This is a genomic window from Pedobacter sp. GQ55, from assembly GCF_059758925.1.
Genome location: NZ_JCAXEI010000004.1, coordinates 16,892 through 29,554 on the forward strand (window position 1 = coordinate 16,892; position 12,663 = coordinate 29,554).

The following is a 12,663-nucleotide window of genomic DNA, read 5'->3' on the forward strand; positions in this document are numbered from 1 at the left end:
AAAAGAAAATTTAAAATTCATTTAATATACATCAATATGTCGCGTTTCAATCTATCTTTCTGGTCGATCACATTATTACTATGCTATTCTTCAACCCCGGTAAAAGCCCAGGTATTTGAAAAAACACCAGAACTGCATGGTGATATTGTCGTCTTTCCGATCACCCTTATCAATGTTTATCCTTTCATTTCAGGAAGTGTGAATGGTGTTGCAGGCAAATTTATGTTCGATACAGGATTTGGATCATCCATTTATCTCAATGATAATTTCATCAATCTGCCCGATAAAAAAATGAAAGGTACCGGTGTAGTAGCCAGCGGACAGTCTTTTAAAACCAGTATAAATGATACGATCAGGGAGATCAAGTTTACAAATGGCATCACTTATCACAACCTGGAAAAGATCAATAGTGGAAACTACGATTTTCTACAGAATTACGTCGCACCCGACTTTATTGGCTTTATCGGTCATAAATTCTTTAAAGACTACCTTTTTAAAATAGATTATCTCCACAGAAAGATCACGTTCTATAAAAATTTGCCCGAACGCCGTATTTCCAGGGATTTTTTAGCGAACGAAAAGGTTTTGGCCGTTATCAGTTTCGAGATCGGAAAATTGGAAAATCATCCTCACGTTAAGTTAAAAATAAATGAGATAGATGTTTTAGGCGCGTTTGATACAGGCCAGAATGGATTCTTACAATTAGATGCTCCTTCCGCTGAGCTTCTTAAAACCAAAGGTTCTGTTGTAAATTCCGGTACAGATAGCCGCGGCGATACATTATTGATCGTGAAAAATATCATTATGGATGGAAAATTTAAAACTACATTGAAAGGAGTAGAATCTTCTACATTAGAAGGCACTCAGGTCATTAGAAAAGAAGCCGGAGTTACCGTGCCCAACCTGATGACCATCGGTTATCGGTTCTTGTCACAGTACAAAACGGTTTGGGACTACGATAAGAGAAAAATTTATATTTTGGAATATTAATATGATCCTAATTCAAAGGCCGGTCTATCTGCACCCACCACATCAGACTACCAGAACATTTTACAAAAATTCGGGCTGATAGAAGTTCCCTGCGTTGGTCAGTGGACATACTTTAAGCGTAATGAAGGGGTGATTGAGACCCTAAACAAATTAATCAAGGAAGCATTCAATTTTTTTAAATTAATAATTTCGGAATTAAGCGAAAATCTAATCATGAAAGCAATTTTAATCAACAATTACGGAGGGCCTGATGTCCTCCAGTTAACGGAAGTAAATACTCCTTACATAACAGATCCCTCCCAGGTACTCGTGAAAATAAGGGCTACCTCAGTGAACCCACTCGACTACCAAGTAAGACGAGGAGATTATGCCTCATTGTTTGATCTACCAATTATAACCGGGCACGACATTTCAGGCGAAGTTATCGCAGTGGGTGAAACAGTAAAAAAGTGGCGACCCGGTGATAAAGTCTATTATTCTCCGCGCTTCGGCGGTCCGGGCAGTTATGCCGAGTACCACCTTACAGACGAAACCTCACTATCCAGGATGCCCGCTAATCTTAGCTTCGAGGAAGCTGCTGCTGTCCCCCTTATTGGAGGGACGGTATGGGAAATGCTCGTGGTACGGGCCAATCTAAAAAAGGGAGAAACTATTCTCATCCTCGGAGGTGCGGGTGGCGTTGGAACATTGGCAATACAGATCGCTAAATCCCTGGGGGCTTTTGTGTACACAACAGGACAAAGCGTTTTACATGAGCGACTTCAACATCTTGGAGCTGATGTGGTTATTGACCATCATAGAAAAAATATCATTGAAGAGATACAGGCTCATACCAAAGGCAAAGGTGTGGACGTAATTATTGATACCGTAGGGGGCAATACACTTTCAGACAGCCCCCTTGCCCTGGCCAACTATGGTAGAATCGTAACACTCGTTGATATTGCCCAGCCCCAGAACCTAATCCATGCCTGGGAAAAAAATGCTACCTATCATTTCGTATTTACTCGACAAAGCAGGGATGAGCTCCATCATATTACCAAATTGATTGAAACCGGGCAGGTAAAGCCGGTCATAGATAGTATCTATCCATTGGAAGAGGCAAAAAATGCTCACCAAAGAATAGAGGATGTGAAACGGGAGAAACCCCTACTTGGTAAGATTGTATTGTCACTATAAATGTGCTCGATTTTTCTTGATAATCCAGAAAGCTGGAAGGAACCAAATATGGCATCAGCTCGTTAATAAAAAACCGATCAAGTAACTATGATTACTTGATCGGTTTTTTAAAGGCTATCATAAATGAGAGACTTTTTCAGTGCCCTCGCAAAATGCGGCACCTTTTTTTGGTTTTGTTTAGCGACGTAACATGAATTATGGAGGCTGTAATTCCCGGCTTATTGATCCATTAGGGAAGTATTATAACAAAAAACCGGGAGTTGGATCTATTACGCTAAAAGATCTTCCATTCCGAATACCTTTAACGCTTTGTCATATTCAGCTTTAACAGCGTCGTTGGCCCTTTTAGTGATCTCTCCTGCGGAGGTATCGACAACTGTTCTTAATGGCCTTTGACCTTTCGGCAGATTGATCAGGTTTACTATGGCATCCGCAACTTCCTGCGGGTCTGGCTTCGCAGTTTCAAAAATTTGCCCCATGGCTGCGAACAGTTTATTCGGAACATCCGAGATCGCTTTATATCCGTCAACAACGGATGCGTCAGAACCAGACTGGGTCTTTTGCGACATTTCAGTAGGGAAAGCACCTGGCTGAACGATGGCGACATCAACACCAAGCGGTCTTACTTCATAATGTAAACCTTCGCTAAGACCTTCTAATGCAAATTTTGAAGCACCATACACGACCGTAAATGGAGCGGAAAACCTACCCCATCCGCTCGAAACATTGATGATTAAACCTTCCGACTGCTTACGCATAAAAGGCAAGGCTAATTTCATTAGTCGCCAGGGAGCGATAACATTGACATGGAACAAACGCTCCACATCCTCTGTGGTAGAACTTTCAGCGACGCCGAAGATCGCAGATCCGGCGTTGTTTACCAATACATCTATCGTTCCTTCTTTCGCGATGATCGTATCGAAAGCCTTTTTTACGCTTGCCTCATCAGTTAAGGACACATCCAGAACCGTTACATTTTCTACTTGAGCCAAAGCTTTTGCTTGATCAGCATTCTTACCTTCGGTATCTCTTATGGTAGCATAAACTTTATGTCCCAGTGCCGCAACGGACTTGGCGGCAAGCCAGCCGAAACCGCTATTCGTTCCTGTAATTAAAACAACTTTTTTGCTCATTTTCTTGTTATTTAGAATAATATGCAAATGTTGGAATCTGAAAAAAGAAATCATTTACCATTTGGTAAAAAGCGACCTCAGCGTATATTTTTTCTTATTCTGCTCAATGACTGCTGGGTTATGCCCAGGTAAGATGCGATATGAGAAAGCGGAATACGATTGACAAGAGTGGGAAAATGTTCAAAGAATGATAGATATCTGGTGGTCGCATCCTCTGATATCAACGGGCTCCTTCTTTCGATCGTTTTTAATAGGCAATTTTTTAAGATCAGACCTGTAATAGCATTCCAGCCGACAATTGTATTTCCGATCTCATCCCAGTCTTTCTTTGAAAAAACAAGTAATTTGCAATCGGTAACTGCCTGTATGTACTCGGAAGCTACTACCTGCGCCTCAAACTTTTGCTGATCTGAAACAAAGTTGTTCTCGTCGATAAAATGATGCGTGATCTCCTCGCCTTTGTTGTTATAATAGCAGAAGCGAACGACACCTTCGAGAAGAAACCCAACCTGCCTCGGGACTTTTCCTGCTTCCGAAAAATACTCCTCTTTATGAAGTTCAAGCGTTTTTGCTTTGCTCATAATGAACTCAGTTTGCTGTTTGTTCAGATTCCCAAACTGTAATATGTAATTGATGAAACCTTCCATAAGTTAAATTTCGCTATTATTGACTGCAGTTCAGTTACCATTTGATAAAAAATTCAGGCAGGCATAAACTAGTATATTATAATAACGCGGCGACTAATCAATTGTATTAAATGGGAAATGGAAGATCTCTATTATTTCATCCATTTGCTGTTACAAAAAAAGGCGATTTTCCAATATTTTGAATGATATAGAAGGAATTTCCAATAGAATGTTGAGCAAAGAATTAAAGGAATTAGAGATAAACCAGCTGATCAAACGAACCGTTTTGAATACACAACCCATAACGGTTCAATATGAATTGACCGAGCACGGCGATACGCTACAAACCATCATCAGTAATCTGACAGATTGGGGAATTTTACGTCGAAAGAGAATTGTCGGGGAAAATCTCCGATTTTTGTTGAGTAACGAACTAATCCCCCACTCTCCGCACATCAATAATTAAATCTACTGATAATCAGTAGATTTAATTATTCTATAACTCCTAGGGATTACAGAGAAGATTAAGATGATAAAAGTTGACAGAAAAGTCACGCTACGGAGCTATAATTGCTATCCATAGTACTATATTCATCTTAATTATTGTTTGTGCATTGTATCAAAAAACGACAACATTATTTTGAGTGCATCTGTGCTGTGCATCTTATCTCCATTTTCTAATGATACTTGTGCTGCCTTTGCTGCTCTTTTTCGCATTTGATTTTCGTAGGAACCAATTGCAGTTTGTATATGACTAAACTTTTCGTTGCACAAACATTCGCTTAATTCCAATGCATCAAGCATCGCCATGTTAACACCTTCCCCTGCAAATGGCGGCATTAGGTGTGCAGCATCTCCAAGCATTGTAAGGTTTGGCAACGCTTCCCAATTTTGGTTTGTAGGCATACAATAAATGGGGATTGACATAAAAGGAGTTTCAGCATTTTCAAACAACTCGTGCCACACATTGCCCCATTCAACAAAATCATTTTTAAACAAAAAAAGCATTTGTGTTTTATCTGCTAAATCTAAATTTTTAAAATGGTTCTCATCTGTTTTATAGGAAAAATAAAAAGTTAAACTGCCGTCATCTTTGGAAGCTGTAATAAAACTTTTACCACCACCAAAAGCCATTATTTTTCCCTCTTTTAAAAGTTTATGAATGTTGGGAACTGTTTCAGGATTATAGACACTGCCCATCAAGCCTGATATGCCAGAATAAAAGGATTTTATATCAGTAATGTATGGCCGGATTTTAGAGTTTGCACCATCAGCACCAATAACAATATTGGCATAAGCTGATGTTCCGTTTTTGAAATGTAATAGCCAACCATCATTTTGTTTTTCCATAGAAACAAATTGGCTGTCCCAAATAACTGTATCGGGCTGCAATGATTCTAACAATATTTTTCTTAACGGCCCTCTGTCAATTTCAGGACGGAAATGATCGTTGCCAAAATCTTCTTGAGGTTTTCCTTCGTGGTCAGAAAAAAATATTTCTGCATTTTCATTTACAATAATCATTCTGTCCGCACCTGGACGATAATTCTTTTTGAATTCGTCTAATAACTGTGCTTGGCGTAATGCCTTTAAGCCCGAGTCTTCATGCAAATCAAGTGTTGTGCCTTGCACCCGTGCATCTTGGTTGATGTCTCTTTCGTAAACTTTTACTGTTGCTCCTTTGAGTTGGAGGAGCCGTGTAAGGGTTAAGCCCCCAGGTCCTCCACCGACAATAGCGATTTTTTTATTTTCTATTAACATAGTTTTGAAATTTGTTTTGTGGATACAAAACTATTTCTTAGGCAAAGCAGATAATAGTATAAATCGGTCGTTTTGATTTTTGAATAATTCCTTCGGCACTACACCTGAAAACTTTTTCACCTCTTTGATGAAATGAGTTTGGTCGGCAAAATCGAGTTCTGGGAAAAGTTCTCCTTTTTTAATGTGATGCAATGATGTTTTGAAACGAAGAATATTGCAATATGCTTTTAATGAAATTCCAAACTGCTCATTGAAATAGCGATTGATTTGTCGGCTGCTCCAAAAAACTTTTTCAGATAATTCTTTTACGGACAGAGTTCCGTTTGAAGAATAAATCAAATCAAACAATTTTTGTTTTCTGTTATCAATATCAGGCTTGATTAGCGAAATCATTTTCTCTGAAACTTTTTCGCAAAAATTTTCAAAATTATTCAGGTCACTTTTTTTTATTCCCCAAAAGTCAGTTGGCAAAGGATAAGCCGTGTTTAACAAAGATGCTGCTTTTATGTCTAACAAGTATTCAATTGCAAGCAATTTAAAACTGACTGCAAACATTATGAGTTTAGGGGGAATTGAATGTTGTCCATGTTCTGTTCCTAAGCCCATCAACATTGTGTTGAAAGGTTCGTGTGATGAATAGGAAAAGATAATATCAAACCTGCCGTCGGGTAAACCAACTGTTTCGTGCGCAGCATCCGATGTGTTTTCAAGCATCCAAAAACTTTCCACAAAGCTGAATAGTTGCAGAGAAGGTTGAGCAATTTTAAATTCAATACCACTCACGGTTATGTTCTGTGTGCTTTGCATTTTTACTGAAAGTAGAAAAAGCAAAGATAGGATTATGCTTCTTAAAGAAAATTAGCACTGCCCCGTTTTATTAGGTGCAATATTCAATGTATCAACTAAATCCTTATTTGTTACGATAAAGAAAATGGATCACTTCCTTGAAAATTTATCTTATTTAGTTGATAAGTTAAATATCTGAAAAACTATGTTACCATTGCGATTCCAGCAATGAATATTGATATTACATAGTTGATTAACTAGAACAAAGTTGTATCCTCAATCTTCTCACCATTGAAAATAGACAGCCATTTCCGACAGTAATAATTCTGCAGCCCCTTTTCAAAAGGAGTTCTCTGTACTTTACTAATTAACCAGTCAATTTTGAGAAGAAATTTATAATATCTTTTGAAAGTAATTCTGGTTGTTCCACTGCTGCAAAGTGCCCACCAGCAGGCATTTTTGTCCAATGACGTATATTAAATCCTTTTTCAATATAGGAACGCGGTGGAGTGGGCAATTCTTTTGGAAATTCAGCAAAGCCAACTGGGACTGTTACATACTCATTCCTTTTAAACGCCAACGGTTTTTTACTGTTTTCGTTATACATACGCATAGAGGAATGTATGGTTTGCGTTATCCAGTATAAGGTGATATTAGCAAGCAATTCATCTTTGGTAAAACTATTTTCGATATTTCCATTATTATCACTCCAGCCATTGAATTTCTCAACAATCCATGCACATAATCCGGCAGGAGAATCATTCAACCCATATCCTGCTGTTAATGGTTTAGTGGCATGCATAAAAGCATAAGCACCTTCCCTGGCCGACCACTCAGCTCCGACTTTCTCAAAAGCTAACACTTCATCTGTAAGCTGTTCGCCATCTGCTACATAAGGCTTATAAGAACCAGAGATATAGTTGAGGTGCAAACCAATAATATTGGATGGATATTTTAAAGACAACCATGTGCTGATCCCCGAACCTATATCACCACCTTGTGCACCATAACGTGTATAACCAAGTTCCGTCATTAACTGATGCCAGATATCGGCTACAAATTCGCTATTGCAACCGGGATGAATAATTTTATCAGAAAAGCCAAATCCAGGAACAGACGGGATAACCAAGTCAAAAGAAAAGTATGGATCTTCAGTCAACAGGGGGATAAGCTTCATCATTTCAAGAAATGAACCTGGCCATCCATGAGTAACTATTAATGGTACTGACCGCTTACCCTTTCCTTTAATATGCATAAAATGAATCTGGTGTCCGTTAATATCAGCCATAAAATTCGGGTAAGAATTAATTTCACCTTCAACTTTTCTCCAATCAAATGTATGCTGCCAGTACCTTGTCAATTCTTTCATGTAAGAAAAATCAGCACCATAACTCCAGCCAGATTCAATTATATGATCAGGCCATCTGGTTAGCTTTAATTTTAGTTTTAGATCATCCAAAACTTGCTGTGGAACATTAACTGAAAAAGGTTTTATCATATTGATATGATCTCGAATTCTCTGGTATGAACAAATGATTTGCTTTAGTGACGAAAGGTAATGAAATGCCGAGTAAGACCAAACTGCTTTTCTTAATTAATGCTCGTCTTATTCTTTGTTACCTTATTAATACATGATAGTCAACAGATTTCATAGTTTTAATTAGCTTCATTTTTTCACAAAAATTAAATATTTGTGAAATATTCTTATAGTATTATCAGGTTTATTCTTTAGCATTTGAAGTTGGTGCCAGTCTCCTTTTCTTTTAGAAAAGGAGACCTCGGTTACTCTTTTAAGTACACAACAAAGCATAGAAATACCTATAAAAAACAAGTGATTTTTTTTAAAAAAAAGTTGTGTGGGTTCGTCGAAGAACTCAAGAATTGCATATTCTTTTGCATTAATAAATCAAAGCCCAATTTTCATTTGAGTCACGGACTTTGCTGTCTTAATGCGGCAAGTTCATTACGAATTACTTGTGCTTTATTCTGTTTAAGAAGCAACCCATCATTCAGCAATTGGTTAAAGAATATTGAAAACTTCCTTGAGCCCTTATTATTTAAGTGAGAGGGATCTCTAAATTCATCCAACCTAGCAGGGTAATCATTAAAATCAAGGTATTCCAGGTCTTTATTTTCTTCACCAAGATATTCAATTAATGTTTCAGGACTAAACTGCTTCCCATTGCTAAAATGAAGTGGACTTCTTATCAGGTATACCTTAATATGGTTATCTCTAAATAAATCCAAAAGCCGCAGCAATTGCTCCTTATGAAATGATGAAACATTTTTGAGATGATACTTCTGATTTACTGAAATCTTGTTCATCGTACTATCCATAACACTGCTACCATCAAAAAAGTAACCACCATAGAAATCTCTAATCGCAACACTATCTAAAAGCGCTACATTTCTTAGCTGCCGAAAAAAGATCTGCCCAAAATATACCGCAAATAAATCTCCAGGGTTTTTCTTCAGCAAAACTTTATAATTGTAAGGGTGCATTGCATAAGAATATTTAATATAATTGTTCTGCATCGAACTCCTTCCCCAAGTCCAGGAGTCCCTTTTATGCCCAATATCCTCCAGGTTATACTCTAAAAACACCCCATCTATATATTTATTGGTCTTTAACAACTGTTCTGCTTTTAAATAAGTATAAAAATAGCTTTCACCAACGCTCGAAAAATTATAAACATTATTAATCAAACTGTCGTTAAATGCCAGTGCCGGTCTCGAATTACCAATAATGATATAAGATTTATCTACAGGAAGAGAATGAATTACTCCGTTTTTCTTCTGAATAAGAAAGGCGGTTATATAGGTTGATGCCGTTAGCAGCAAAACAGTTACCAGAACAAAAATGAAGGCTTGAGATAGAAACTTTTTCATAGCTAAAACTGAAAATAAATAAACTCATGTTGATTACCACTGAAAAATAAGATCACCCAAACATTAGCAAAATAGAAGGACCACCGAACAGGTCTGGCCCATTTAAATCCAAAATTCTGCAATGCATACTGATCTTCTCTGCCTAGCCATTCAATAACCAGAAACACTGCAACCAAGAGTAATGTTAAGCGTGGTAATTCTGACGGCACCGTAAATAAGGACTTAGAAAATATTCCCGACAAATAATCCAGTGCTGCCCCAACACTTTTCGATCTAAAGAATATCCAGGCAATAACCGTAAGTGTAAAAGTCATACAAATTAAACTTAGCTCTCTAATCGTTGGCAGCAACCTGCTTTTGGCAACTATTTCCAGGTTTTTTCTATTAGTCTTTATTAAAACCGAAGGCAATATATATAAGGCATTCAGCAATCCCCAGATAATAAATGTCCAGTTTGCACCATGCCAAAAACCGCTTACTATAAATATAATGAACACATTTCTTACCTTTTTCCAAGTGCTTCCTTTACTCCCACCCAATGGGATATACAGGTAATCTTTAAACCAAGAGGAGAGTGAAATATGCCACCTACGCCAAAATTCGGCGATGTCTCTTGAGAAATAAGGGAAAGCAAAATTTCTAAGCAGCTCTATTCCGAAAAGACGCGCTGTTCCTAAAGCGATATCAGAATATCCGGAGAAGTCGCCATAAATTTGAAATGCAAAAAGAACCGCGCCCAATGCGAGTGTACTTCCAGATTGCTCACCCGAACTATTAAAAATCTGATTAACCACTTCGGCACAGCTATCTGCAATCACTATCTTTTTAAACAAACCCCATAAAATCTGCCTCAAGCCGTCAATAGCCTTTGTATAATTAAACTCCCTCCTTTTAATGATCTGAGGTAAAAGATGGGTAGCCCTTTCTATTGGTCCGGCAACCAGCAAGGGGAAGAAACTCACAAAAACAGAATAGTTGATGAAATCACGCTCCGGCTTAATCCTATCCTTATAAATATCTATCACATACGACAAACCATGAAAAGTATAGAAAGAAATACCTACAGGCAGAATTACTTTTAAAGTCCACATATCCATCTTTAGCCCCATCGTTCCCATCATTTCTGCAAAAGACACTGCAAAAAAGTTAAAGTATTTAAACACACTCAAAAAACCCAGGTTAATGCCTACACTTAGCCACAGCCAAAACTTTTTTGCCGCATCGGTTTTAGCCGCTTCAATTTTAATTCCACTAAAGAAATCTAATAAAATAGAGAAGACCAAAAGAAACAAGAACCTATAATCCCAGCAAGCATAGAAAAAATAGCTCGATACCAGTAGTAGTATATTCTGAAATCTTAAATTACGTCTTGCTACAAACCAATATAAAAGAAAAACAACAGGCAGAAATATTGCGAAGGTGAAAGAGTTAAATAACATAGTGTATATTGGTTATATACTAAAGTTAATTATACAAATAAACCCAATTGATACACATTATCGATTAAAAATACCCAATTTAGCAGCACATTGTGTGTAATGTATCACAGTATGTGTGCAATGTGTGTAAAACCTAATAGTCTGGTAATTCTGTATCCAAATCAGATTTAAAGTAATCATCCTATTTTTCGGATCAGATTTGAGATTCTGGAGCGGCCGGTTCCACTCTCCGACAAGGTATCAAAACCTCCAAAAAACCTGAAATTTTTCAATTCAGTTTTTTTGTTTCTAGGACGACTCAAAATATCCGTAAACTATTTATAGATGAAATGTTCTCACATCATACACACATTCGACGCACTTCCTTCGCGAATAGAAAGAGAGTTCTCTAAAGGCACAGCAGAGCGTTACAGGACATCATCAAAACATACTGTTGAGTTCTTACAATGGAAGTACAAGATTAACGACATTGACATCAGAAAAGTTAACTACGCCTTTATAATGGAGTACGATTTTTATTTGCGATCAGTCCGAAAATGCGCTAACAATTCAGCTGTGAAATACTTGAAAAACTTCCGTAAAATTATTCGCATCTGCCTTTCTAACGGATGGCTTATGGTTAATCCATTTGCACACTATAAAAGCAAAATTAAAAAGGTTGAGCGCGTCTACCTAACGGAACAGGAAATAGAAAACATGGCCAATAAGGGGCTGACTTCAGAGAGACTGGAACAGCTAAGAGACGTCTTTTTATTTTGTTGCTTTACGGGCCTCGCCTATATAGATGTTAAAAATCTAAGAAGTTGTAACGTTGTAACTGGCGTTGATGGCGACAAGTGGATCTCCATAGAAAGGCAAAAGACCAATACTCCATCTCGCATTCCATTACTACCAACAGCCCCTGCCCTATTAAATCAGCATCAGGAGAATCGGATCTGCCTAAATGACTTTAGTAAAGCGCAACAGATGGCACAAGGACAGACCAGGGCAAAGATCTATATAATAGAAGGCGTCAATCATGTTTATGACGCCTCCCGTCCTTATACTTCTAACCGCCTGCCTAATCATTTACAGCAGGCAGGCAAAAAAACTTTAGATTTTATTTTACAGTAAATGGCACTGAAATATTGCCCCATTCTAAAACAACCTTACCGGATTTATCGATGGTAAAAGTCATTTTTTCCACGAAACTTTTTGCTTTTCCGGTTTTAGCATTTACGCGAATGACGTCATCTGCTTCTTTGTATTCATAAGGACCCGCCGGGTTTGCGGTCTTGTTAAAGATCCACACCCAGTCCAGGGGGCCAGGAATGGAGTGCAATGAATATTTTCCGGCAGGTAAAGCTTTTCCGTCAATGGTCACATCTTTACTCACTTCAAAAATAGTGGCTTCATTTGCTCCGGTTCGCCAAACTTTACCGTCAAACGGTGCGATTTCTTTGCCTACAGTACGACCTTTTACCGAAGGTGCGCTGTAATCGATCGTGATTGCTGCGCCTGATTTAGTCGTTCCTTTAGCGATTGCAGGCGGACTAGGGCGTTTACTTTTATCTTCTTTAGGCTTGTCCTGAGCAAATAAAGTTGCTGAAGTAAACAAAGTCACAATTAGAGACATTACAATTTTTTTTTTCATAACATTTAATTTTTTGATTGTTACTAATATAACAAAATTTTATTCGACGGTCATTTATCCCAAAATACAAACTTGTGCTCACCGCATAAAATCAAATTTAGATACTGTTCAGCAAGTGTTCACTTTTAGTTACAGCATGGGATCCTACATCCATGCCCGCAACATAGTGATTGATGACCTGAAGCAATATTTTTTTCTTTTCCATAGCATTTTGAGTTAAGAAGCTTCAG

Annotated in this window: 12 protein-coding genes; 4 read left to right on the top strand and 8 right to left on the bottom strand. The window is 37.8% G+C overall.

Features of this window, described 5'->3' with window-relative positions; genetic code table 11:
• Window positions 1-36 precede the first annotated feature (36 nt).
• Together AC6CH7_RS12885 and AC6CH7_RS12890 are read left to right on the top strand one after the other, a co-directional pair.
• The gene (locus AC6CH7_RS12885) at window positions 37-990 is read left to right on the top strand and encodes a hypothetical protein (RefSeq protein ID WP_498263118.1); all 954 of its coding nucleotides are present in this window, start codon (window positions 37-39) and stop codon (window positions 988-990) included.
• A 213-nt stretch (window positions 991-1,203) separates the two neighbouring features.
• Window positions 1,204-2,166, top strand: a complete 963-nt coding sequence (locus AC6CH7_RS12890; RefSeq protein ID WP_498263119.1) for a zinc-dependent alcohol dehydrogenase family protein — start codon at window positions 1,204-1,206, stop codon at window positions 2,164-2,166.
• A gap of 269 nt (window positions 2,167-2,435) precedes the next feature.
• Here the strand turns inward: AC6CH7_RS12890 and AC6CH7_RS12895 are convergent, their stop codons facing one another.
• Together AC6CH7_RS12895 and AC6CH7_RS12900 are read right to left on the bottom strand one after the other, a co-directional pair.
• Window positions 2,436-3,353 carry an SDR family oxidoreductase gene (locus AC6CH7_RS12895; protein WP_498263120.1) on the bottom strand — a complete coding sequence of 306 codons (918 nt, stop codon included), beginning with the start codon at window positions 3,351-3,353 and terminating at the stop codon, window positions 2,436-2,438.
• A 23-nt stretch (window positions 3,354-3,376) separates the two neighbouring features.
• Window positions 3,377-3,946, bottom strand: coding sequence for a Crp/Fnr family transcriptional regulator (locus AC6CH7_RS12900; RefSeq protein WP_498263121.1), 570 nt, complete (start codon window positions 3,944-3,946; stop codon window positions 3,377-3,379).
• A 100-nt stretch (window positions 3,947-4,046) separates the two neighbouring features.
• Between AC6CH7_RS12900 and AC6CH7_RS12905 the strand changes: the two genes are divergently transcribed.
• On the top strand, window positions 4,047-4,391 hold the full coding sequence (locus AC6CH7_RS12905; protein WP_498263442.1) for a winged helix-turn-helix transcriptional regulator: 345 nt from the start codon (window positions 4,047-4,049) through the stop codon (window positions 4,389-4,391).
• Window positions 4,392-4,525: 134 nt separating this feature from the next.
• On the opposite strand, the gene AC6CH7_RS12910 is transcribed toward AC6CH7_RS12905, so the two are convergent.
• From AC6CH7_RS12910 to AC6CH7_RS12930, 5 genes are all read right to left on the bottom strand, one after another.
• Window positions 4,526-5,686 (bottom strand): FAD-dependent oxidoreductase, encoded by a 1,161-nt coding sequence (locus AC6CH7_RS12910; RefSeq protein ID WP_498263122.1) that lies wholly within the window; start codon window positions 5,684-5,686, stop codon window positions 4,526-4,528.
• 30 nt (window positions 5,687-5,716) lie between these two features.
• Window positions 5,717-6,493, bottom strand: coding sequence for a DUF6597 domain-containing transcriptional factor (locus AC6CH7_RS12915; RefSeq protein WP_498263123.1), 777 nt, complete (start codon window positions 6,491-6,493; stop codon window positions 5,717-5,719).
• A 346-nt stretch (window positions 6,494-6,839) separates the two neighbouring features.
• Window positions 6,840-7,970 carry an epoxide hydrolase family protein gene (locus AC6CH7_RS12920; protein ID WP_498263124.1) on the bottom strand — a complete coding sequence of 377 codons (1,131 nt, stop codon included), beginning with the start codon at window positions 7,968-7,970 and terminating at the stop codon, window positions 6,840-6,842.
• 431 nt (window positions 7,971-8,401) lie between these two features.
• Window positions 8,402-9,361 carry an LB_356 family protein gene (locus tag AC6CH7_RS12925; protein ID WP_498263125.1) on the bottom strand — a complete coding sequence of 320 codons (960 nt, stop codon included), beginning with the start codon at window positions 9,359-9,361 and terminating at the stop codon, window positions 8,402-8,404.
• A 2-nt stretch (window positions 9,362-9,363) separates the two neighbouring features.
• On the bottom strand, window positions 9,364-10,800 hold the full coding sequence (locus tag AC6CH7_RS12930; protein WP_498263126.1) for an MBOAT family O-acyltransferase: 1,437 nt from the start codon (window positions 10,798-10,800) through the stop codon (window positions 9,364-9,366).
• A gap of 324 nt (window positions 10,801-11,124) precedes the next feature.
• On the opposite strand from AC6CH7_RS12930, the gene AC6CH7_RS12935 reads away from it, so the two are divergent.
• Window positions 11,125-11,913 carry a tyrosine-type recombinase/integrase gene (locus AC6CH7_RS12935; RefSeq protein WP_498263127.1) on the top strand — a complete coding sequence of 263 codons (789 nt, stop codon included), beginning with the start codon at window positions 11,125-11,127 and terminating at the stop codon, window positions 11,911-11,913.
• Here AC6CH7_RS12935 and AC6CH7_RS12940 read toward each other — a convergent pair.
• Window positions 11,900-12,433: a DUF2911 domain-containing protein gene (locus AC6CH7_RS12940; RefSeq protein ID WP_498263128.1), complete on the bottom strand. Its 534-nt coding sequence runs from the start codon at window positions 12,431-12,433 to the stop codon at window positions 11,900-11,902. The genes AC6CH7_RS12935 and AC6CH7_RS12940 overlap by 14 nt on opposite strands.
• Between the last annotated feature and the right edge of the window lie 230 nt (window positions 12,434-12,663).